Source organism: Pontibacter beigongshangensis (genome assembly GCF_014332515.1).
Lineage (GTDB): Bacteria > Bacteroidota > Bacteroidia > Cytophagales > Hymenobacteraceae > Pontibacter > Pontibacter beigongshangensis.
The window spans coordinates 57130-80388 of record NZ_VFSD01000027.1; the positions used below are offsets into that span (position 1 = coordinate 57130).

Genomic DNA, 23259 nt, shown 5'->3' on the forward strand with positions numbered 1-23259 from the left:
TTTAAATAAAAAATAAGTAGTTCGACTCGATTATGGATAATTCGATTCTCTTTTGGGTTCTTTTCAATGCCTTTGTGCTTTTGCTTCTGGGGCTCGACCTGTTCGTTTTTCACAGAAAGGCACATGAGGTAAAAATCAAGGAGGCGCTGCTCTGGAGCCTTTTCTGGATACTGCTTTCGCTTGGCTTCAATGCTGTTATTTACTTCTGGAAAGGGCCTGCCCCGGCCCTGGAGTTCCTGACCGCCTACCTGATCGAGAAATCGCTGAGCGTCGACAACTTATTTGTATTTATCCTGATATTCAACTACTTCAAGGTGCCGCTCATGTACCAGCACAAAGTACTGTTCTGGGGAATTATCGGAGCCCTGGTATTACGGGCCTTGTTTATACTGGTAGGTGTGGCGCTGATCGCGAAGTTCCACTTCATCATTTATATATTAGGGGCCTTTCTGGTGTACACCGGCATTAAGATGGCCTTCAGCCACGACGACAATGAGCTGCACCCGGAGCAGAACTCGCTTATTGTCTGGATAACCCAGAAGCTCCGGTTCACCAAGCAGAATGAAGATGGCAAGTTTTTCGTCAAAATAGACGGCAAACTATACGCCACGCCTATGTTCCTGGTACTGATTATGGTGGAAAGTACGGATGTGGTGTTTGCTGCCGACTCTATCCCGGCTATTCTGGCTATATCCAAAGACCCGTTTATTGTATACACCTCCAACGTATTTGCCCTGCTGGGGCTTCGGGCACTGTATTTTGCGCTGGCCGGTATTATGCAGCTGTTCCATTACCTGCACTATGGCCTGTCGCTGATTCTGGTTTTTATCGGGGTTAAGCTGCTCCTGAGCGACTTAGTTGAAATAGACATGCGCTATGCCCTGCTGGCGGTGGGCAGCATCCTGGCCATCTCGATCATAGCCTCGCTCCTGTTCCCGAAAAAAGACTCTTCGCTGCCCCCTCCACCAGATATCGTCTAAAGCCATAGCCACTGGTGCTTCGCCACATTCAAAGGCAGACGGGAGACCTGCGGTAGGCGTAGCCGGTTCACGAAAGTACTTTGGGTTCCGGAAATTATGCTGGCGGAGCTGTAAGTGCCTCCATTTTAGTTTTTTCGGGGGGTAAGACAACGAAGTTGCGAGGGGACCGGCCTATGAATTATTTGAATGAAATCGTCCCTCCGGAGGCATTTTGTAAGACACAAGACGCAGGGCAGAAGGCACAGGATTCTTCGTATCTCATCTTCTTCCTGGCTTTCAGCTTTTGGCCAAAAACAGGACAGGTTTCCAACTTGCGTGCATCATGCTTTTAAATTCAAAGTCAGCTTCATTATTGTCTGAAAGAGCCAATAGCCGTACAAAATGGGGTGATCGTCCTTCTTTAGGCTTACAAAAGTTATGGGACAAGTTAAGCAGTTGCTCCTGTGCTGCTCAAGCAGCCTGCTGTAAAAAGACACGGCAGCCCCTTATTTACAATATAATTTTGCAGCAAAACCTGCCTTTTATTACGCATTTTCAAACACAAGGCAGCTTACACATAACTTATGACAACGAAATCGCTTTATCATTGAAAATATTTTAAATAACAAATTTTGTTTTATTAAATATTTTGTTTTACATTTACACATCATTTCAACACAAAGAAGAATGTTTTTAGTCAACGTACAAGCCCAGAATCTTAAATCTATTTGCACCCGCCAAGGGGGCTGATGGCTGACGCTTTACGTTAATGATAATGGAAAGATAAACCAGAAAAGCCCCGCCCCAAGCGGGGCTTTCTTATTTTTGGCAAATAATCTTTAGCAGATAACTAATTCAAATTAAATCATGACAACTTCCACACCTAGCTTGCACCTGGCCAGCGGCACCAGTACCCTGGCCAAAACGACAAGCCCTGTTGTAATCGCCGGCCCGTGCAGTGCCGAGAGCGAGGAACAAATGTTGCTGACGGCCCAGGGGCTCAAAGAGCTGCAGGGTGTTACCGTCTTCAGGGCTGGCATCTGGAAACCCCGCACCCGTCCGGGAAGCTTCCAGGGGGTAGGCTCGGTTGGGCTGGAGTGGCTGCGCACCGTGAAGCAGGAAACTGGCCTGCGCACGGCCTGTGAGGTGGCCAACACCAGCCAGGTGGCCGAAGCGCTGAAACAGGAAGTGGATATACTGATAATCGGAGCCCATACCACCGTAAACTCGTTTATGGTGCAGGAAATTGCCGACTCGCTGAAGGGCGCCAACGTGCCGGTGCTCGTAAAAAACCCGGTGAGCCCCGAGCTCATGCTCTGGCTGGGGGCACTGGAGCGTTTTAGCTACAACGGCATTACAGACCTGGGCGTGATCCATAGGGGCTTCTCTACCATAGACAATGCACCTTACCGCAACCACCCCAAGTGGGACCATGTGCTGGAACTGAAGAAGATGCTGCCCGACCTGCCCCTGTACTGCGATGCGAGCCATATAGCAGGCCGCAGAAGCCTGCTGCGGCCGGTTTGCCAGCGAGCCCTGGACCTGGGCTACGATGGCCTGATGGTGGAGTCGCACTACAACCCGGCAATGGCCCTGAGCGATGCGCAGCAACAGCTTATGCCCAAAGAGCTGGATATGCTGTTGCAATCGCTCAAGCTAAACCACACCGACGAAGCCCTAACCCAAAAAGGTGTGCTGATGGAAGAACTCCGCAAAGAAATAGAGCACCTCGATGACGAACTGCTCGACCTGATGGCCCGCCGTTCTGTGGTATCGGCGCAGATAGGCGACCTGAAACAGGAAACAAACCTCGATACCCAACAAGCCTGGGACGATGTGCTGGAGAACCTGCTGAAGCAGGCAAACTCTTTCGGCATTAACAAAGAGTTCGTGAAAACGGTGTTTCAGGAGGTGCGCAAGCAGTATGCCCAAACCCACCTGTACGCCGACATGGGTGCGTAAGCTGCCCTGCTCTGGCCGGGAAAAAGCGTGGCAACACTATTAGAGTTGCCACGCTTTTTGATTTTTGCACCTGCCTGTTGGTAAGGCGCTAAGGGTTTAATGTGCTGATGTGCTAATTTTTTAATTTGGAGATTTTTCGATTTGAAGATGTTGAGATATGACATGAATAGGCAGTTATGAGTAAAAAACCAGATCCTGGGCGTAGCTTCCGACTTCGCCCAGTGAGTGCTGTTTCATAGGAACTCATGATAGCCGGTAATCTAAGAATTGAAATCTGAATTTAAACAAGTGGTGCATATGAGTTAAAAACGCGCTCTATTCTAAACCAAAAGCTGAAAGCGCGCGGCACGAAGAATATGACATACAGAGAATGCTGTGCACCCTGAAACCCTGCAAATGCTTGGGATAGAAGCCTCTTAGAAAGATTAAGATAGAAAAGCCTTATCTCTTGGATCCTGTGTCTTACAAAATGCCTCCGGAGGGGCGTTTTCATTAGAATAATTCCGGATGATGTGCCGTCAAAAGGTTAGCCTTGCCTGCTCTTTCGAAAAAAACTCACCGGTTATTGAACCTCCACCGGCTGCCTGATGTTTAAAACAGTATATAGCATAGGGCTATGTAGTTTCGGCCGCAAAAAGGCATCTGGCAGTGCAGCCTTCAAGTAGTTTCCGGAGCCTTTTAAAGTAAAGAGAAAAAAATTTCTTAAAAAGACTTGAAGGTTATTGAGAGATTCCTTAATATTACAGCATAATAGTAACAATATGATTTTAAGCAACGCATTTTACTTTAGCTTTTACTTTTTTGGTACCCACTAGGGGCTCCAGAGGTAATGCTATTGCGTTTATAAAACATACAGCAAAATCTTTAAAGCCCCGCCGCAAGCGGGGCTTTTTGTTTAAAAATACTATGGCAACAAAAATTAAAGTAGCAGTTCAGGGCGGCGCAGCCTCTTTCCACGACACAGCGGCACGTCAGTATTTCGCACCCGAAAAAGCAGAGATCCTGCCTTGCAGTTCTTTCGACGAGCTGTGTGAGCAACTGCACCTGGGCAAGGCGAGTTACGGCGTAATGGCCATTCAGAACGCCCTGGCGGGCAGCATTCTCACCAACTACACACTGCTGCAGGAGTACCACCACTTCAGTGTGATTGGCGAGCTGTGGCTACCCATCGACCAGAACCTGATGGCTTTGCCAGGGCAGCGCCTGGAAGATATCAAAACAGTGATTTCGCATCCGGTGGCTTTGCTGCAGTGTGGCATGTTCCTGCGGCAGCACAAGCACCTGCAAACCGAAGAGCGGCAGGACACCGCCGACAGCGCCCGGGAGATAAGTGCCAACCAGCTGAAAGGCGTTGCCGCCATTGCCAGCAGCCAGGCCGCTGAATTGTACGGCATGGAAATTCTGCAGGCGCACATGGCCGACCGGAAAGACAACTACACCCGCTTCCTGGTGCTGGCCAGCGAACCGCAGGAGCAACCAGCTAAACCGACTGCCAACAAAGCCTCGCTGATCGTGCAGTTGCCGCATGTAGGCAGTGGGCTGGGAGCTGTCATCAACAAACTGTACACCGAAGACATCCATATTCCGCTCATCCAGTCTATTCCTTCGCCATCGGGCAACACGAGCCACAACGTAGCCATAGACCTGGAGTGCGACGATTACTACCGGCTGCTGCACGCCATCGAGGAACTGAAGCCCATGGTAGAGGACCTGCAGTTGCTCGGTCTTTACCAGAAAGCCCTGACACCTCAGCAATTAGAAGAATGCCGGGAAGACGCCTTAACCACTTCCGTTAACTGATAAAGTCATGATTATACCCAAGGCCGACAGACTGGCCCAGATTCAGGAGTATTACTTTGCCAGAAAGCTGGCTGAGGTAGCTGCCCTGAATGCGCAAGGTAAGCAGGTGATCAACCTGGGCATCGGGAGCCCGGACCTCCCTCCTTCCGAAGCCACCACTGCTGCCCTCACAGCCTCTGCCGCACAGGCTTCGGGCCACGGCTACCAGCCCTACCGCTCCCTGCCATCGCTCCGCAAGGCCATGGTTGACTGGTACAGCAGCACCTACCAGGTGCAGCTCGATGCCGAAAATGAAGTGTTGCCCCTGATGGGATCGAAGGAAGGCGTGTTTCATATTACTATGGCCTTCCTGAACCCCGGCGATAAGGTATTGGTGCCAAACCCCGGTTATCCGGCTTACGCCACTACGGCCCGCATGGTAGGTGCCGAGCATGTGTTCTATAACCTGAGCGCCGAAAACAACTGGCTGCCGGATATGGAGGAACTGGAAAAGCAGGCAAGCCAGGGCGTGAAACTGATGTGGATAAATTACCCGCACATGCCCACCGGCGCAGAGGCTACCGCAGAGACTTTAGCACAGCTGGTGGCGCTCGCCCGGAAACACAAGTTCCTGCTGGTGAACGATAACCCGTACAGTTTGGTTTTACCTAATAAAGCGCCGCTCAGCCTGCTGAGCCAGCCGGGGGCACTCGACTGCTGCCTGGAGCTTAACTCCCTGAGCAAGTCGCACAACATGGCAGGCTGGCGCGTTGGCATGATCCTGGGCCGCAAAGATTACCTGGACACGATCCTGACCGTGAAAAGCAACATCGACTCTGGCATGTTCCAGGCAGTGCAGCACGCCGCCATCGAGGCGCTCCGCAACTCCGATGAGTGGCACGCAGAACGCAACGAGGTGTATGCCGAACGCAAGCAGGTGGCGCACCAACTGCTCGACATGCTGGAGTGCAACTATAACCCTGCTACTGTTGGCATGTTTGTCTGGGCCAGAGTACCTGACTCTATTCCGGACGTAGAAGCCTTTCTGGACGACATACTTTACCAGGCAGGCGTGTTCCTGACACCGGGCAAGATTTTCGGAAGCCAGGGAGAACGCTACTTACGGGTATCGCTTTGCGTGCCGGTAGCTCAATTAGAAGAATCCATCAAAAGAATAAAACAACACACCATAATTTTAAATTGACCATGAGTTCAAACAATCCAAACCTTCAGCTAGCAACTAAGACCAAGATTTTAAATGGAGGCCCACTGCCAACGGTAATCGCTGGTCCGTGCAGCGCAGAAAGCGAAGAGCAGATGCTCCAGACTGCGCGTGAGTTAAAGAAAGACCACCGGGTTTCTGTTTTCAGAGCAGGCATCTGGAAGCCACGTACCCGTCCGGGCATGTTCGAAGGTATCGGCACAGTTGGTCTGGAGTGGCTTAACACTGTAAAACAGGAAACCGGCCTGCTAACTACCTGTGAGGTAGCCAACACCAGCCACGTAGAAGAATCTCTTAAATATGGTGTGGATATTCTTTGGATAGGTGCCCGCACAACGGTAAACCCTTTCTCTGTACAGGAAATTGCCGACGCCCTGCGCGGTGTTGACATTCCGGTGATGGTTAAAAACCCGGTGAACCCCGACATCCAGCTGTGGGTTGGTGCACTGGAGCGCCTGAACCAGGCAGGTATCACGGACCTTGGCCTGATCCACAGAGGTTTCTCTACGCCTAACAACAAGCCTTACCGCAACCACCCGAAGTGGGAAACCATTAAGCAGATAAAAGAATTGCTGCCAGGCGTGCCCTTGTTGTGCGACCCCAGCCACGTAGCCGGACGCCGCGACCTGCTGCAGACAGTGAGCCAGCAGGCGCTGCGCTTAGGTGTGGATGGTCTCATGATCGAGACGCACAACAACCCGGATGTTGCCTGGAGCGATGCCTCACAACAAGTAACACCAGCCGGACTCGACACACTGCTTACTTCGCTTGACCTGGATACAGAGCACGTTGCCAGCCCTGAGCAATTGCAGGAGCTGCGTAACCTGATCGACAAGCTGGACACGGACCTGATCAATGTGCTGTTCCTTCGTTCAGATGTTTCCAAGAGAATTGGTGAGTATAAAAAAGCCAACAAGCTCGACATTTTTCAGGCAGACCGCTGGAACCAGATGGTAGAGAACAGAATGCGCGTAGCCAACGAAACCGGCCTGGACGAAGGTTTTGTAAAAGCCATCTTCGATGCCATTCACCAGCACTCCATGGGTGTTCAGAACGAGATCATGGCTACTATAGCTAAGTCTAAAGCAGAGTCTCTGTCTTAAGAGCCCCTTGCCAGGCTTTGCCTGATCTGCAACTTAAAAGCGAAGCATCTCCACCGGGGGTGCTTCGCTTTTTTACGGCCGGGATTAGCAGCAGCAGGAGCACGAGCCTCCGGAGGGGCTTTTTGATTGGAATAATTTGGTTGCTGATTGTTGGTTGCTGACTGATAAAAGGCCGACCTAGACAAAGAGCCAATAAAATCGCTGCTGCTCACTTATTTCCGTTCATAGCTGAACAACCTACAGCAAAAATACTGGTTTGGGAAGTCTTGGCGGAAGGCTTACCTTTGTACCTGGCACGCTTCTGAAAACGGATCTGCAAAGGCAGAAAAGCAAAGTAATTTTGTGAGCACGGGAACGGTTTCAGGCTTTAAGATGTCAGCTTTCTATAGTTATCAAACTCTGCTTCAATAATGAAAAACAATTTTTCTAACACGCCTATCGGTCGCCTGCGAGCGGTGGGTATTCTGGAAGGTCTCTCTTTTTTGCTGCTGCTTGGCATTGCGATGCCGCTAAAATACATGGCCGGCATACCCGAGGCTGTGAAATACACCGGCTGGGCACACGGATTGCTGTTCGTGTTGTACATAGGAGCTGTGATACAGGCTGCCATAGAACATAACTGGTCTTTCAAGAAGATCACGATCTCACTTTTAGCCTCCTTGTTTCCTTTCGGGCCATTCCTGATCGATGGAAAACTGAAGGAAGAAGAAGACGCTGCCAGAAATGCCGCAGTAAGAAAAGTGGCCTAACCCTACTTTATTCCAAAAGCAAAAGAGCCTCCGGAGGTGAATTATTCTAATGAAAATTCACCTCCGGAGGCTCTTTTGCTGCTACTGCTGCTGATTACTGGTGAACGCTTCTCCCCCACACAAGCCCCAGAACTTTCTAACTTTCCAACTTCTCAACCTCTCTCCCCATGCGCTGGGCCATCATGCTCGACACCAGCAGTTGCAGGGCGTGGTACACCATAATGGGCAGCAGAATAATGCCGACTATATTGGCATCCGGAAACAGCACCTTCGACATGACCGTGCCATGCACCAGCGATTTTTTGGAGCCGCAGAAAATAGCCGTTATCCTGTCTTCGCGCTTAAAACCGAGCAGCCGGCTCAGCAGCGTGATCAGCAGAAAGGCCAGGAAAAACAGCACCAGCATGGCCACACTGAGCAACAGCATATCCTGCCAGCCAAAGGCGCTGAACATATCGCGGGCAAAAGATTCGCAGAAGGAGGTGTACACAATGGTCAGGATGATGGCCTGGTCGAAGTAGCGGAGCTTCTTTTTGTGTTTTTCGGCAAAGCCCCCCCAGCGGCTGTTGAGCAGAATGCCCAGCACCACCGGCAGCAGCACCTGCAGCACCAGCTTGCCCAGCACATCGCCCATCTCAAAATTGGTTGTGCTGCTGCCTGCCAGAAATAGGCCCATCCACAGCGGCGTGATAAAAATGCCGAGTATGCTCGAAATGCTGGCGTTAAAAATAGCAGCGGGCATGTTGCCCCCGGCTATCGCCACCATCACCACCGCCGATGAAACGGTAGACGGCAGCGCCGCCACATAAAAAGTGCCCAGCCAAAGCGTTTCGTAGGCGGTGCCTTTTGCCAGGCTGTAAAGCGGCAGCACCAGCAGCGGAAAGAGCAGAAAAGTACTCAGCTGCACCACCAGGTGCAGTCGCCAGCTGCTCAGCCCGGCCCTCAGTTTCTCCACACTCAGCCGCAGGCCATAGAAAAAGAAAATGAGCGACACCCCGTATCCTGCCACATCTCCCAGCGAAACAGGTTCACGGTCTGTGCCAAACTCCGGCCACAGGTAAGCCAGCCCGATCATGGCGAGCAGCGCCAGCAGAAACCAGTCCAGGCCCACATGGGCGGCCATGGCCCCTACACGTGGTACCAGTCCTACCGCCTGCTGCGCTTCCTGCTCAGGTTGTTGTGTTTGCATGGGTAATTGTTAAGTAGTAGATGCTTGTTTATAACTTGCTTTTACCAGTCAAAAATAAAAAAGCGGCCCTCATAAACATGTATGAGAGTCGCTTTTTTTGGTAAACTGCTTCCGGTTTAAAAATCCAGCATATCGATTGTTTCCAGTTCGAAATTACGCTCGTCTACCTGGGTGGTATCCGGGTCGGTCACTATTATATCTCTGGCGCGGCCGCTGAGCCGCACATTCGGGTACAGGTTGTCGTATTCTTCCTGACTGATAAGTCCCCGCCGGGCCATGTGCCCGCCAATTAAACGGTAATACCCGGCTTTGTAGCCTCGCAGGTTACCGGCACTGTCGAAGGAGGAGCGGTAGCGTTTGGGGCTCGGGATGATGCTGGTCAGAAAAATGGCTTCGGCCAGTGAAAGTTCCGATGGCTGCTTGCCAAAATAGAACCGGGAGGCATCTTTGGCCCCGTAAATCTCAGGCCCCCATTCTATAATGTTGAGGTACACTTCAAACATCCGGTGCTTAGACACCAGCCGCTGGTTTTCGAGCAACCACACAATAATAGCTTCTTCCACCTTGCGGGTAACGGTTTTCTGCCGCGTGAGAAACACGTTTTTTACGAGCTGCATCGATATGGTGCTGCCGCCCCGTTTAAAGTCGCGCTCCTTTATATTTTTGGCGATCGCCTGCCGGAAAGCCTCTTCATGGAAGCCCTTGTGCCGGTAAAAATAAGCATCTTCGGCCGTTAAAATGGCATTACGCAAATATGGGCTGATCTCCTCGATAGGCGTGTAGAAGAAATTGGATGGCCCTACAGTGAACGTGCGGACCGGTTTGCCATATTCATACACCGTGTGCTCAAAAGAGCGGTTTATTTTCTCCAGGTTGGTTTTGCCGTACTCCACGATCTTAAAATCTTTGGAGGCATCCAGGTCCGAATCGAACCTCACGGCATCCACACTGTCCATGTTCAGATGGAAGCTCATTTTGTACTTCAGCAGTCCCTCCGCCTTTATACCTTCCAGGTTCTCGAACAGGCCGGTAGGCAGCGACTCGAAAAAGTCGTTGGCTGGCACATCGCCTGTCTTCACCTTCAGATCAATGATATCGGGGTTTCCTCTCTGGTAGGAGGCATATATATTAGCTTTGGCTTTATTGACGCGCACCTCTGTCAGGCTGTCGATTATGTAAAGGTCCGGGCCAATGCTAACGGAATAATCTACGGCCGCCTCATTTACATGTATGTCTTCGTCGGCCAGCCGTTCGTGGTTCACAAACAGGTCGTTTACCATGGCGGCTCCTTTCACGGTCAGAATATCGCGTTTAAACGACTTATCGGTGAGGCTGACATACAAGGTATCGAAAGTAATTTCGCCCCCGAACTTCGACTTGACATAAGGCACCTTGATGCCATGCTCATCAAAGGCAAACAGACTGGCCGAAATAACATAGGACCTTGGGTTGATGGCACCGTGCACCCGCATGTTGTTCTTCAGCGTGTCTACCTGAATCGACACCTGCGAATCTATTTCGCCACCGTCTATGGTCAGGTATGGCATCCGGACATCTATGGTGCGGTTGGTAGAGACGTACGACACGTTCAGGTTCCGGAAAAACACCTGGTCCGGCACGTTATCAAAAGCTGTCTCGATGAGGTTGTTGAGCAGGCGGCCATAGTTGCGGGTGGTTTTCCGGGTGGTATCCACAGGGGCGTTTTCGTCTCTTTTTAGCAGAAAGGAGAAGTTATTGCCAGTGGAGTCGCGGGTGGCGGTAATAAAGCCGTTTGCCACCTCCAGGCGCCTGAACACAGCCCTGCCCTTAAAGATGGAGCGCAGGCTGATAGAAGCGTTCACAGAATCGGTCACAAACAGGGTATCGCGGCCATGCGGCACCAGCGTTATGCCACTCAGCACCACCGACCGCAGGTCTGTAAATTCGGCTTTGCCTACCGTAAAGCTAACCGGATAGCGGCTTTCCACTTTTTCGGTAACACGGGCAATAGCGTATTCCAGCAGCTTGACTCTGAAGATCAGCAGGGAAATGACCAGGATGAGAAAGAAGGCCAGAATACCGCCAGCCACCCATAGGAGTCTTTTTTTTAAACGAGGGTCCAAATTTCGAGGGTTCAATGTATTTCTTATCGAAATAGATTATTTAGTTAATTAGTTTCTTACTTAGCAAGCAGCTATCATACCGGGAACAAAAGACGCCAGAGCCATACTGACCAGCCTACAAGCAGGCTCTAGCCCCTTTGCCTCTACTGCAACTCCTGTACTTAACAGGCTGCAATATACATGCAATGCCGGTAAGGCTGTCATAAAAATATCGCATCTGCCATAACCTCCTGTACATACGGCAGATGCCTGAATTTGATTTGTACAAGTTCTGCAACGGCAATTTCACTTCACAAACAAGATGCCAGCACGGTCTGTTGCCACTTCCTGCTTTGAAGGTGCCATTTACACAGCTCACTACCGGAGCAGCGCCATCCCGGATTATTTCAATCAAAAAGCCCCTCCATTGCTGCCATAGCCCCTGCCGCCGCTTCAGATACGGCTGCGGATGTAGGATGTTTTTCTCGTTTCGTTCATGAATGATGCTTATATTTGAGACAAAGACTTTTTTGCATGGACCTAACCACACTTACCGCCATATCGCCGGTCGACGGCCGTTATCGCAGGCAAACGACTGAACTGGCTGCCTATTTTTCTGAATTTGGCCTGATCCGCTACCGTGTTCTGGTAGAAGTGGAGTACTTTATTGCGCTGTGCGAGCAGCCGCTGCCTTCGCTGCAGGGCATCTCTCCTTCTATTTTCCCGAAGCTGCGGGCCATCTATGAGCAGTTCACGGAGCAGGATGCGCTTACGATTAAGGAAACCGAAAAAGTAACGAACCACGACGTGAAAGCCGTGGAGTATTTCCTGAAAGACAAGTTTGATGCGCTGGGGCTCGGCGACTCCAAAGAGTTTATCCACTTCGGGCTTACCTCGCAGGACGTGAACAACACCGCCATCCCGATGACCCTGCGCGAGGCCGATGAGCGTGTGATGATGCCTGCCTACCAACTCCTGCACCAGAAGCTGGTGGAGCTGGCCCGGCAGTGGAAAGACATCCCGATGCTCGCCCACACCCACGGCCAGCCCGCCTCCCCTACCCGCCTGGGCAAGGAGATGATGGTGTTTGCCGAGCGCGTGGAGCGGCAGCTGGACCTGCTGCGCCAGGTGCCTTTTTCGGCGAAGTTCGGCGGAGCCACCGGCAATTTTAACGCGCACCATGTAGCGTACCCCGGCATTAACTGGCCTGAATTCGGCAACCGCTTTGTGCAGCAGGTGCTGGGCCTGCGCCGCAGCCAGTACACCACCCAGATTGAGCACTACGATAACCTGGCCGCTTATTTCGACGGACTGAAACGCCTGAATTCCATTCTGCTGGACTTTTCGCGTGATGTGTGGCAGTATGTATCGATGGGCTATTTTAAGCAGAAAATTAAGGCCGGAGAAGTAGGCTCCTCTGCCATGCCGCACAAAGTAAACCCCATCGACTTTGAAAACGCCGAAGGAAACCTCGGCATAGCCAATGCCCTGCTGGAGCACCTGTCGGCCAAGCTGCCCATCTCCAGGCTGCAACGCGACCTCACCGACTCTACGGTATTGCGCAATGTAGGCGTGCCGCTGGCACACATCGTCATCGCCCTGAAATCGTTGGAGAAGGGCATCGGCAAGCTGGAACTGAACGAAGCCGCCCTGAAGCACCACCTGGAAGAAAACTGGGCTGTGGTGGCAGAAGGCATACAAACAGTACTGCGCCGCGAAGGCTACCCGCAACCTTACGAAGCCCTGAAAGCCCTGACCCGCAAAAACGAGAAGATAACCGAGCAAACCATCAGCAGCTTTATCGAAACGCTGGAAGTGAGCGAGGCAGTAAAAGCAGAGCTGAAGCAGATTACGCCTTACAACTATACCGGAGTAGATTTAATTTAGGACTATCTGCTGCTCCTGTTGCCTGGCAGCAGAAGCAGCAGAAGGCTTAATGACCTCCGGAGGGGCTTTTTGATTGGAATAATCTGGTTGTGAGAGCCTCAGCCTGGTTTTTGATGGGCGGCTTATGTACGGCTGCTGTTGTTTTAACGGTTTCGGGCTTTGCGAAGGTGGCGATTTTTACCACAAATGTTGATGCGGCGAACCAATGTTTGATTAACCACAAATGTGTCTGCGGAGCAATGAACCGCCACTTTTGCCAAACCCGTGTTGTGCGTTCGTGCTTTATCAATACTTGTTGTTTGCATAACCTGCGATTAAAAACCCCATATTCAAAAGTCCTATGAAGCCTTCAATTGAAACTAATAGTCTTGCCCAGCCATTTGGAATTAAGTCACTAAAACCCATTGTTGTGAAAGAAATTGTGCTGAAATAAAGTCCATGTCCCAAATGGAATTCCTTAATGTCAGTCGCTGTTGAAGTAATTAGGTTATTGTTGAGCCAAAAAATAATTCCAAAAATTACAATAGTTGCTAATGAGTAATAAATTATTCTATGCGGCTTTCTCCCATATTCCCAATAATAATAACTCAATGTTTTTGTCAAATAGTTAAATCCTTTGAGCTTTTGTCTTAGAAATTCATTTTCTTTAATGAAATAGTATTTTGCTACATCGTCGTCACCTTGTTGTTGATAGATTATTTTGAATGCTTTGTAGCCTTGATAGTTATTGTCTGCAATGTTTTTATCTTCCTTAATGTGAGTTTGTCCTAATGTGCAATTCTGCATAATAGGATTGAAGTTGCCTCCATAAATTTGGTTATTGTAAAGCTTTGTATTAAAAAAATCACCAGATACGTTGCAGTTATAAAATGTCCACTGCTGTAGCTTTGAGTTTAATAAGGTGAAGTTTGTAACTGTGCAATGTTCGAGAGTAACCATTGGCATATTAAAGTCTGTTGCTATCCAATTGTCACACGCACAATATGAACAACTTAAATTACCCAGTTCCCCAAAGGAAATATCACCAGTAAGTTGAAGTCCACATAAATTCACAAATTCTAATTTCTTACCACGAAATAGCATTCCAAAACCATTTACTGGAATTGGAATGCCGCCCATTTTTAGCAGTTCAAAATCACTCTTGGGAGCGTAAACGTCAGTGTGTATAAAAACCCTCTCCATCTCATGATTAGGTGCGTGTCGCGAATTTATATACAGTATCTCTTGGCTTTTACCTCTTGCTTTTAACCAGTCCAAATATGACGTGAAAGTCTGAAGGTTTTGAAAATTGAAGGTTGTGTCAAATTGTTTTTTTTCGCCTTCTATTTTTTTATGGCTGACAAAGGTTCTTTCATTAGTATCCCAAATTTGTTTAGTGAGATAAAGCTTCTTGTCTCTCTTTGATAATTTCTTTTTCTCTATAAAAGGTGTGATTTCTCCAGTCTCTATTATTATTTCGTTTGTTAGTTTATTGTCAGCTTTCCATTCTTTGAAAAGTAACAGTGTTTTGTCAAAATGAGCAAGTAATACTGGAAAGTCATTTAACTTTCTCCATTCTATAAATTTATCATCTGATAATGCCCAAAGGTCGAGAATACCCGGCTTAGGGTTGTTCTTTATATTTTCAAACAATTCTAAGTCTTTTTCCTCTCTTTCTTTGAGCATTTGTTTTCTGAATTCATTCATTTGTAGGTGTATTTTAGCCTGACGCACAACTAGCAGATAGCAGTAATAAACATACAGTTTATTGTCGAAATCTACAGATAACCGTACCTGAATTAACGAATATACTATATTACAAAAATAATATTTAATCTCCATATCTTTCCCTCTCCCTACATTTCCAAAATATAGTTAAATTGCTGCACCTAAAATGCCTTATTATAAGTAGGTAAAAACCAGTATTTACTAACCTGAAAACACAATGACTTTAGAAACCGAGAAGCTGACGCTTTTTAAACAGATAGAGCAAAAACTAACCGATCAGGGGTTCACGATAGACAAGCAGGACCGAACGCGCCCTTGGGGTGGCTTTTTTGTGATAAACGAGGAGCAGGCACAGCAGTTCGCCGACACCTATTTCGATGGTCTGTCGGTGGACAGCCTGCGTATTTCCGGTAAGCTGAGCCCTAAAATCCTGGTGGTAGCACCAGAGAAACGCCTTTCGTGGCAGTACCACCACCGCCGTGCCGAAATCTGGAAGGTAGTGGAAGGCACCGTAGGCGTAGTAACCAGCGACACCGATGAGGAAGGAGACGTCAGAACCCTGAAGCCCAGCGAACTGATCACCTTAAACCAAGGCGAGCGCCACCGTCTGGTAGGCTTAAAAGACTGGGGCATTCTGGCAGAGATCTGGCAACACACCGACATCGAACTGCCTTCCGACGAAGAAGACATTGTGCGCGTGCAGGACGACTTTGGCCGGTAAGTAAACGTGGCTGCCTGCTGTTAGGGCAACAGAAAGCAGCAATTATTTAAATGAAGTTACGTTACATTTTTTTGTCCCCCTTGGGGGTAGGGGCCCTCGATAAAGAAGGGGGTTGGGGGATGAATCACATCTGAGAAGAAGCATTTCAGAAGTCTTTGCGTTACGTGCTGTAGGCCCTAATTTTCTGCAGTCCCTAAAACATCCCCCTTACCCCCTTCAAAGGCGGACTTTTCCTCCCAAAGTAAATTTTTCCGTAACATCAATTATTCCAATGAAAATGGCCCTCTGGAGGCAATTTTATCTGCTGATGCTGCTGTTGCTGTATAGCAAGACAATCGTGGTTTAATTCAAACGCCCTGCGTTTTGCTTCTGAAGCAAAAACGCAGGGCGTTTGACCTATTTCCTATCAACAAATAAATACTGCTCCTGTATTCGCTGTCGGCGGGTGAGGCATTTCATAACTAATATAATGTAGGTCCGCAAAACCCATTCATCAGGCCAGCAAGCAGGAAATTACGTTTAGCGCTATCTGTTAAACAGAATAATAAAGCCTTTTGCCCAAAAGATAAATACCTACAGCGGCTGCTTCACCTCAAAAGTTAACGCTTTACTGCCAAACAGGCCATTTCGGCTTATACCCTGCACCACTACCAGGTACCGGCCGGCGCTGTCGGAGGTAAAGAACGAAACCTTGCTTTTTCCGTCGGCCTTTGTCACGATTTCAGGTGACCAGTGCAGCAGGTTCCGGAAATCAGGCAGGCGGCTCTGCTGCTGCTCTTCAGTGGCATAAGCAGGCGCATAGAACTCCCGCTCCTGCTGCAACCCCTCATATTCCAGGAGCAAAGCATGCTGGTCTAGCGGAAAGCCCGCCAGGTCGCCCTGGTAGGTGGCGTAACTTACCAGGCCATCGTAGAGGAAGGGGCCATGTAAAAATGTGGCGGTGGTTACATCCAGCCGCTTAATTTTCAGTGGGTCAAAGGCCATGATCTTGTCGATGTCGAAAACGGGTACCCCATCGAGCAGCACCATGGGGTCGTTCTTGAAATAGGTCTTGTAAGGCTTGTTCACCAGCAGAAAATGAAACCGGCCTCTCCTTTTCCGCACCATTACTCCGGATACATACTCCCGCATCACTTCCTCCATCACCTTAAAACGGGTATAATCGTCCAGCAAATACTGCTGATCCGGCACCCCGTACATGGCGATACTATCCACACCGGCAGGTGCAAACCGCTGGCGGAACTGCCTGAAGTATAGTTGCTGCGCTTCGGCGTCGCGGTGGCGCAGGGCAATGGTGTGGTGCCACTCTTCCGGCACATCGAATACAGGCAGCGTTCTGGCAGCATGCTTCTCAGAAAAAGGATTGAACACCTCGAAATGGAAGGTGCTGTCTTTGCTGAAATCCGTCTGCAGCACGATCTCCCTTGGCCCCAGGAAGTCTTTTACCTCTAACTGAAATTCTCCTGTAGGGCCACTTACTGCATTATAGAACCGGATGTGCCGCGAAGGCGAGGCCAGAAATGCCGTAATGCCGGGGGCAGGCGCTCCGGAAACAGCATGGGTCAGCTTTCCACGAATCAGGTGGCCATTATATTCCGGCACGTGCGCATACGTGGCAGGCTGGCTGTGCTGTATTTCTTCCCACTTAAAACGGCTCCAGCCATGGGTCAGCAGCAGGTTGTCGAGGGCCTCGGTAGCGGAGGCATCGGTGTGGCTGAGGTAGTAGGCAGGGTTTTCTATGTGTCCTTTCAGCTCGGAAGTCAGCCACAGATAAGCACTGATATCGGTAGCCGGAGCAGCCTGGCTCTCATCCAGCCGGTAAACCGCCAGCGATAGATTGGCAGGCACTGCGGCTCCCTGCTGCGTCTGTGTCAGGAGGTTTAGGTCTACCTGCTCCCGCTGGCTGTAGGTGCCTTTGGCCACCGTGGTTTCTATGGCCAGTTTTTGCGTTGGCCGCTTAAAGTACAGGCGCTCGCACACAGGCTGGTTTTTGCTGTTGAAAAGTGTGAAATGTGTAATACCATCGGCCAGGGAATCTTTAGAAACGGTGAAAACAGCTTCGCCCTCCGAAATAATTTCTGTGGCCGCCACCGAGACCATCTGCCGCGCATGCCCCAGCAGGTGCACCTGCTCTGCCTGCTGCCCTGTAGATTGCACCCGTAAGGTCAGTTCATTTGGCCCCTTTTCCTGCAGCTGCAGCACATAGCCCTGCTCATACACTTTAGGAAGCTGCTGCGTGTGCACCTGCACGCTGTCCGTTTTCAGAACGGCTGTATACGTTTCGGCCTGATCCGGGGTAAAGGTTAAATGCCCGATGCCAAAGTTGGCTGGCTGAAAAGTCGTAACCACTTTTCCGGCCCCGTCGCGGATCTCGCCTGTGGCGGTTATGCCCCTGCCGGTTTGGGCATCTGCCATTTTAAAGGCTACTTTAATTGGCAGCCCATGCACCAGGTTTCCCCCTTCCGGAAAGAACTGGAGGCTATAGCTTGCTGCCTCTGCTTCCGGTTTCAGGTCTAACTTTTTGTAGGTATTCAGGATCGTGACCGGCTGCTCAAAATAGAAGTCGGGGCCGAAATTCTTCATCCAGTTGGTATAGGCCCTTACGGTGTAGTGGCCGGAGTTGAGGGTAAAAGGCAGCACAAAGGAGCCCTGGCCCATTCCTTCCTTCAAGGCAATCTTTCCCTGCAATATGGGCTGCTGCTGCTCGTCCAGCACTTCCACATAGGCCACTTTGCTCATGGAGAGGGGGCGGTGCAGGGTGCCGTCTACGTTGTAGAGTTTAAACCACATGGTTTCGCCGCTCACGTACAGGGGCCTGTCGAGGTGCAGAAAAACCTTTTCCTGCAATGCCTGCTGCCGGTGTTGCTGCAGACTGTTCAAAATGCCCGGAAAGCCGGATGTCTGGGCTCTGACGGCAAAAGCCATGGTGCAGAGGCAGCAGAATATAACCAGCCTGCCGGCACAAATTATGCTAATGATTTTGCCCTTCCGGAGCTTTTGCACGTGCTGCTGTAGATCCATGCTGAATTACCAGTAAGAGGGTTTCACGTTGGTACCATATTGTCTGCAGTCCACACAGCTCCTGGTCGAGATTGTATATTCCGTTACCTTATCTACCTCTACCAATTCTGCTACAGGATAATAAAGGCCATGCTCCAGGTAAAAGGGAGCCTCACTCACCCCGATTGTATCTAACAAACAGCTTGATGACGGTCTTCTCCATCTGCCGGGCAACGCTGCTTTATTTATAAAGAGGCGCTTTTCTTCTACCGAATAGGCTCCTATATAACCGATCACGATCTCAGTAGGGTCGGAGAGGTTGGCTATGTTGCCGCTGAGCTGAGCTGGCAAAGGGTCAAAAAGGGTACCCATGCTTTCGGTGTTTCGTTTCAGAATGTCCCAGTACTCAAACTCCTCTTTTGTGAGCGCATACTGCTTTACCAGAATGCTGTACCGCGACATAAGCTTGTTAGAGATGGCGGGAATCCTCAGCAATTGTGCTTCAGAAATCCGGTCCTCGCTTAACTTAATCGAATTCCCGAGTTTAATTACGCTGGGCGTGTTGAACTGATAGCAACGGTAAATTTCTTCACTTTCGGGCGTGCGGGGGCGAACGGCTCCGTCTACAAACTCCAGTTCAGCATAAAACACAGACAGGTACTCCCAGGCCTCGTCGTATTCCCAGCGGTAATACCGGGTCTGGTTCTGCGGGTCGTGGGTGTTCACATAAATATTCAGGCCACCTTCGTCTGTCTTCCAGCTTACAGAGTCTATGGGAGGGGTGCGCTTGATGGTTACAAACTCAGAGGCGTAGTCGCTGCCGGCCGTCCTGATGCGGAGCCTGCACCTGCCAAAACTGCTCATGTCATACCCGCTGTGCACATAGCTTCCCGGTGATGTCTCCTCCAGGTTAAAACGCTCGCCACCTTCTCCCTCCACCCACACATTGGCTCCGGTTTCTGGGTCAGGAGCGCTTTCGTCAGAAAGGTTCTGGGTTCTGGAAAGCCTGATGGTAGTGGTAGCGCCACTGTTGATAAAACCGGTTACCACCAGATACCTGTTCGGCATCACTATCTCCCGGGGCATGTAGGGTTCTTCGCAGGCCCCCATCAGCAACAGGAGCAGGAACCAGAAAATGTGTTTGCTGTGGTGCTGCATGTTCCTTAAAATCTGAAATTGTAGGTAATGGTCGGAATAGGTCTGCCGAAGATAGACAGCTTATACCCGTTTATCTTCCCCTGCTCCGTCCGGAAATAGACCGAATATGGGTTTTTGCGGCCCGTCAGGTTATACACTGCCAGGGTCCAGGAGCTGTGGGCGAGCTTGCGTACTTTGTGGTTTCCTTCCAGGTTCACGGCCAGGTCTACGCGGTAAAAGTCGGGCACCCGGTACTGGTTCCGGTCGGAGTAAAATACGCGCTGCACATCGCCATCATAATATTTGGCGATAGGCAAGGTAATGGGGCGGCCCGTGCTATACGTAAAGTTAAGCGAAGTGCTGAAGCGCTGGCTGAACCGGTAGTTGCTGATCATGGTAAAGTCGTGCGGCTTGTCGAAGTTGCTGGGGTAATAGGCACCGTTGTTGATGATCTCTGACAAGGCAGGGTTGTTTACGCGCACCAGGGTGCGGGAGTAGGTGTAGCTAACCCAGCCGTTCAGCTTGCCGGTCAGCTTTTTCAGCATGACTTCCACGCCATAGGCCTTGCCTTCGGCATTCACCACATCGCGCTCAATCTCGTGGTTCATAAAGAGGGTGGCCGCACTTTTATAATCCAGGAAGTCGCGCATGGTTTTGGTGTAGCCCTCCACCGACAGCTCCACGGTATTGGCCCTGAAGTTCTGGTAATAGCCCAGGGCAAACTGGTCGCCTACCTGCGGCCTGATGTTGGCGTCGCTCAGCTTCCAGATGTCAGTAGGCGAAATGGCGGTGGTGTTCGAGAGCATGTGCAGGTACTGGCGCATCCTGTTAAAGCTGACCTTTACCGATGAGTTGTCTGTTAAACCCAACCGCGCCGATAGCCTGTACTCCGGCCCGTGGTAGTTGGCAAAGGTATCACCCCGGCCATACTGCACCGTATCGAGCACCGTATACTCTGTTTTTGGTGTGCCGGGGGCGTAGTGGTAGACCTGCCGTGGCCCCATAGCCCGGAACATGGAATAGCGCAGCCCCACCGACACCGACAGCCGCGGGCTTATATCGTACCGGTCCGAAATGTAGAGCGCACTCTCCAGCGCCCGCTCATCCTGCAGCCTGTCCGGCATCACCAGCGACTCCGGCCCCAGCGGCTGCAGGCTACCTGCTGCCACGTTGTACAGAATAGAGCTTGCACCAAAGTCAATGGTATGCTTAGAGTTGGGGAAATAGTTAAAATCGGCCTGCAGGTTGGCCTGGTTAATGCCGAAGGTCATCTCAGATGCGTTTACCGGGTTCCTGTCGCTGGAGATGGCGTAGTCGTAGTGGCTGTAGGCTCCGGTTACCACGCTGTAAAGCTTGTTCTGAAAAATGTGCTTCCATTTAACGCTGGCATTGTAGTTCGTAAAACTGTACAAGGTATCGGAGCCGAGCTTGAACTTGTCGTTGCTGGTATAGCCCGTAACGTAAATGGTATTTTTGCCGTCGAACTCGTGGGTAACCTGCGCATTCAGGTCGTAGAAGGAGGCGGAGCTTTGGTTAAAGTTGGCGTCGGGCAACTGCCTGAGCAACCAGTTGGAATAAGTGGAGCGCCCCCCTACCAGGAAAGACGTTTTATCTTTTCTGATAGGCCCTTCGAGCGTGAGCCTGCTCGTCAGCAGGCCAATGCCGCCGGAGCCCGCCAGTTTTTTCTTGTTGCCATCGCGGGTCGTAATTTCCAGCACCGACGACAAGCGCCCGCCATACCGGGCAGGCACCGCACTCTTATACAATTCCACCGACTTAATGATGTCGGGGTTAAAGGCCGAGAAAAACCCGAACAGGTGCGATGGGTTGTAAATGGTGGCGTCGTTGAACAGAATCAGGTTCTGGTCGGTGGAGCCGCCCCGCACATTCATGCCTGTGCTGCCTTCGCCCACCGATTTTACGCCAGGCAGGGTAAGCATTACCCGCAGGATATCGGTTTCGCCAAAGGCAGTCGGCACTTGCTTGATGGTGCGGATATCGAGCCGTTCCAGCCCCATCTGCAGCCCCGACACGTTGCGGTCTTTCTCCGCCTCTACCAGCACCTCCTTCAGCGTGCGCACATCTTCCTGAATATCTATATCCAATTTGCCATCGGAGTGGAGTAAAAGCAGCCGCCGCGTGTTCTGAATGCCAATGCCTTTGATTTTAAGCTCATGCCTGCCCATGGGTAGTGTAAGGGCATAGTAGCCGTAATGGTCGGAGGTGGTGCCGATAAGCGGCGACTCTATGAAAACAGAGGCTCCAATAACAGGCTCCCCCGTTTTGGCATCGCGCAGGTGGCCTGCCAGCGTGGCTTTGCCTGTTGCCTTGTCTGATTTAATTCCGATCTCATATAACTTGATATCGGAAACAGCTTTCTTACGGATCTGCTCCTGCTCCAGAAAAGGCACATCAGCTACCGGAGCCGGCACATCGGATGGCACCACCGACCTATCAAAAAAACCGTCGGGCAGTTTCGCCTGAAACGGACGGCCATGGGTGATAAAAACTTCCTGCTGGCCGGTAATCGTGAATTTCAGGGTCGTATCCTGCAGCACCAGTGGCAGCACCTGCTCTAACGGTTGCTCCTGCACCTGCAGGTGAATGGCCATCGTATCGAGCAAGGCATTGTCGTAATAGAAATGATACGTGGTGGCGGCCTCCACGGCAGCCACAAAGTCGCTGAACCTGCTATTCCTGAAATCACCGCTGATCAACTTCCTTTCCGCCGTCTGCGCATAGCCCGCAGCAAAGCTGATCAGCAGCACCATCGCCAGCAGGAAAAATCTGTAAAGTTGAGCCATGGACAGGTTAGGTTAGTTTTATTGAATCTGTGTTAAGCAATAGTTTTAGGGCAACTTTGGCAACGTTCTTACTCCGTAAGCCTGCCGTACTGTGCAGCCAGGGCTACAATGGTTTTTTCCTTATCTTTTCTGAAATTCAGGTCTTGGGCGCGGTAGTATTTCTGCAGCTCCTTTTTGCGGTCTTTGAAAACAGCATACAGCGATCTTCTGGTGGTGATGGGATGGTAGGTTTGATCCCGGAGAATGTAGAAGCGGTCTGCGTTTGTAAAGACCATTTTAATCAGGTTATCCTCCGGCACATCCTCAATGATCTTTGCCCGCTTAGCCAGCACCTGCACCTGCTGCTGAAACAGGACCTCGTAAAACCCGGTCCGGAAGGAGGTGAGGCTATCGCCCTGGAAGCGCTGAAATGTTTGTCCCTCCCACCCGAACTCCGTCACTTTCTGTGAAATAAGCATTTGTTTGAAGGCCCTGTTCTCGAGTTGAATAAGGAGCTCATCTTTTACGATATCGTAGAGCATGGGCACCTGCTCGTACCAGATGCCTTCGTACTGTACAGCACCTTTCCTGAATTCGTCTGTCTCCCAGAACTGATGCCCCTCCCGCAGGTACTTCCTGTAATCAAAGTATTCCTTTCCGGTGTAGAGGTGCGCGTGGCGGCCGATGGAGTTCCTATAGGCCTGCACCGCCTGGGCAGTAGCCGCCTGCACAAAGGCTGTGTCCTGTTTTTGTACCTGAGCCGCCGCCGGATGTACAAGAATCGAAGCCAGCACACAAAAGAAGGTATAGAGTAGAATATCAGTACTGTTTCGAGGCATGGGATTCCTGCTGCGGTTATTGTTTAAACAAAAGAACGAAATATACTTCAAATTATATCTTTCATAAGAAAAATTTTATTCCCTTTCACACGCACCGCTACAAGATAATGCCTGCGAGCACCTGTTCCTGTTTAGGCTTTT

General features: G+C 50.5%; 15 protein-coding genes. 8 read left to right on the top strand and 7 right to left on the bottom strand.

What is annotated here, in order from left to right; genetic code table 11:
* Nucleotides 1-32 precede the first annotated feature (32 nt).
* From FJM74_RS19405 to FJM74_RS19430, 6 genes are all read left to right on the top strand, one after another.
* On the top strand, nt 33-980 hold the full coding sequence (locus FJM74_RS19405) for a TerC family protein (protein WP_187264292.1): 948 nt from the start codon (nt 33-35) through the stop codon (nt 978-980).
* Between the two features lie 846 nt (nt 981-1826).
* Nucleotides 1827-2921: a bifunctional 3-deoxy-7-phosphoheptulonate synthase/chorismate mutase type II gene (locus tag FJM74_RS19410; protein ID WP_187264293.1), complete on the top strand. Its 1095-nt coding sequence runs from the start codon at nt 1827-1829 to the stop codon at nt 2919-2921.
* 906 nt (nt 2922-3827) lie between these two features.
* Nucleotides 3828-4721, top strand: a complete 894-nt coding sequence (locus FJM74_RS19415) for a prephenate dehydratase (protein ID WP_187264294.1) — start codon at nt 3828-3830, stop codon at nt 4719-4721.
* Between the two features lie 7 nt (nt 4722-4728).
* A complete protein-coding gene (locus FJM74_RS19420; protein WP_187264295.1) occupies nt 4729-5904 on the top strand; it encodes a pyridoxal phosphate-dependent aminotransferase in 1176 nt (391 codons plus the stop codon).
* Between the two features lie 2 nt (nt 5905-5906).
* The gene (locus tag FJM74_RS19425) at nt 5907-7025 is read left to right on the top strand and encodes a chorismate mutase (RefSeq protein WP_187264296.1); all 1119 of its coding nucleotides are present in this window, start codon (nt 5907-5909) and stop codon (nt 7023-7025) included.
* 410 nt (nt 7026-7435) lie between these two features.
* Entirely contained in the window at nt 7436-7774 is a 339-nt protein-coding gene (locus tag FJM74_RS19430) for a DUF3817 domain-containing protein (protein ID WP_187264297.1), read from the top strand.
* A gap of 136 nt (nt 7775-7910) precedes the next feature.
* Here the strand turns inward: FJM74_RS19430 and FJM74_RS19435 are convergent, their stop codons facing one another.
* Entirely contained in the window at nt 7911-8963 is a 1053-nt protein-coding gene (locus FJM74_RS19435; RefSeq protein ID WP_394353902.1) for a bile acid:sodium symporter family protein, read from the bottom strand.
* A 116-nt stretch (nt 8964-9079) separates the two neighbouring features.
* A complete protein-coding gene (locus tag FJM74_RS19440; protein WP_187264298.1) occupies nt 9080-11065 on the bottom strand; it encodes a transglycosylase domain-containing protein in 1986 nt (661 codons plus the stop codon).
* Nucleotides 11066-11578: 513 nt separating this feature from the next.
* Here FJM74_RS19440 and purB point away from each other — a divergent pair.
* Nucleotides 11579-12931, top strand: a complete 1353-nt coding sequence (purB, locus tag FJM74_RS19445; protein WP_187264299.1) for an adenylosuccinate lyase — start codon at nt 11579-11581, stop codon at nt 12929-12931.
* A 285-nt stretch (nt 12932-13216) separates the two neighbouring features.
* Here purB and FJM74_RS19450 read toward each other — a convergent pair whose 3' ends face one another.
* Nucleotides 13217-14617: a potassium channel family protein gene (locus tag FJM74_RS19450; protein WP_187264300.1), complete on the bottom strand. Its 1401-nt coding sequence runs from the start codon at nt 14615-14617 to the stop codon at nt 13217-13219.
* 238 nt (nt 14618-14855) lie between these two features.
* On the opposite strand from FJM74_RS19450, the gene FJM74_RS19455 reads away from it, so the two are divergent.
* Complete coding sequence (locus FJM74_RS19455) at nt 14856-15359, top strand: cupin domain-containing protein (protein ID WP_187264301.1); 504 nt, start codon at nt 14856-14858, stop codon at nt 15357-15359.
* 573 nt (nt 15360-15932) lie between these two features.
* Here the strand turns inward: FJM74_RS19455 and FJM74_RS19460 are convergent.
* The 4 genes from FJM74_RS19460 to FJM74_RS19475 all read right to left on the bottom strand — a co-directional run bounded on the left by FJM74_RS19460 (nt 15933) and on the right by FJM74_RS19475 (nt 23118).
* Nucleotides 15933-18380 (bottom strand): hypothetical protein, encoded by a 2448-nt coding sequence (locus FJM74_RS19460; RefSeq protein ID WP_187264302.1) that lies wholly within the window; start codon nt 18378-18380, stop codon nt 15933-15935.
* Nucleotides 18381-18386: 6 nt separating this feature from the next.
* On the bottom strand, nt 18387-19517 hold the full coding sequence (locus tag FJM74_RS19465; protein ID WP_187264303.1) for a DUF4249 domain-containing protein: 1131 nt from the start codon (nt 19515-19517) through the stop codon (nt 18387-18389).
* 5 nt (nt 19518-19522) lie between these two features.
* Nucleotides 19523-22300 carry a TonB-dependent receptor gene (locus FJM74_RS19470; protein ID WP_187264304.1) on the bottom strand — a complete coding sequence of 926 codons (2778 nt, stop codon included), beginning with the start codon at nt 22298-22300 and terminating at the stop codon, nt 19523-19525.
* 68 nt (nt 22301-22368) lie between these two features.
* Nucleotides 22369-23118 (bottom strand): hypothetical protein, encoded by a 750-nt coding sequence (locus tag FJM74_RS19475; protein ID WP_187264305.1) that lies wholly within the window; start codon nt 23116-23118, stop codon nt 22369-22371.
* Nucleotides 23119-23259: the final 141 nt, after the last annotated feature.

Excerpts from the sequence above, each read along its gene's own strand:
- FJM74_RS19435 (WP_394353902.1), bottom strand. The coding sequence starts at position 8,963 with ATGCAAACACAACAACCTGAGCAGGAAGCGCAGCAGGCGGTAGGACTG.
- FJM74_RS19420 (WP_187264295.1), top strand. The coding sequence starts at position 4,729 with ATGATTATACCCAAGGCCGACAGACTGGCCCAGATTCAGGAGTATTAC.
- FJM74_RS19425 (WP_187264296.1), top strand. The coding sequence starts at position 5,907 with ATGAGTTCAAACAATCCAAACCTTCAGCTAGCAACTAAGACCAAGATT.
- FJM74_RS19460 (WP_187264302.1), bottom strand. The coding sequence starts at position 18,380 with ATGGATCTACAGCAGCACGTGCAAAAGCTCCGGAAGGGCAAAATCATT.
- FJM74_RS19475 (WP_187264305.1), bottom strand. The coding sequence starts at position 23,118 with ATGCCTCGAAACAGTACTGATATTCTACTCTATACCTTCTTTTGTGTG.
- FJM74_RS19430 (WP_187264297.1), top strand. The coding sequence starts at position 7,436 with ATGAAAAACAATTTTTCTAACACGCCTATCGGTCGCCTGCGAGCGGTG.
- FJM74_RS19405 (WP_187264292.1), top strand. The coding sequence starts at position 33 with ATGGATAATTCGATTCTCTTTTGGGTTCTTTTCAATGCCTTTGTGCTT.
- FJM74_RS19455 (WP_187264301.1), top strand. The coding sequence starts at position 14,856 with ATGACTTTAGAAACCGAGAAGCTGACGCTTTTTAAACAGATAGAGCAA.
- purB (WP_187264299.1), top strand. The coding sequence starts at position 11,579 with ATGGACCTAACCACACTTACCGCCATATCGCCGGTCGACGGCCGTTAT.
- FJM74_RS19410 (WP_187264293.1), top strand. The coding sequence starts at position 1,827 with ATGACAACTTCCACACCTAGCTTGCACCTGGCCAGCGGCACCAGTACC.
- FJM74_RS19465 (WP_187264303.1), bottom strand. The coding sequence starts at position 19,517 with ATGCAGCACCACAGCAAACACATTTTCTGGTTCCTGCTCCTGTTGCTG.
- FJM74_RS19415 (WP_187264294.1), top strand. The coding sequence starts at position 3,828 with ATGGCAACAAAAATTAAAGTAGCAGTTCAGGGCGGCGCAGCCTCTTTC.
- FJM74_RS19470 (WP_187264304.1), bottom strand. The coding sequence starts at position 22,300 with ATGGCTCAACTTTACAGATTTTTCCTGCTGGCGATGGTGCTGCTGATC.
- FJM74_RS19450 (WP_187264300.1), bottom strand. The coding sequence starts at position 14,617 with ATGAATGAATTCAGAAAACAAATGCTCAAAGAAAGAGAGGAAAAAGAC.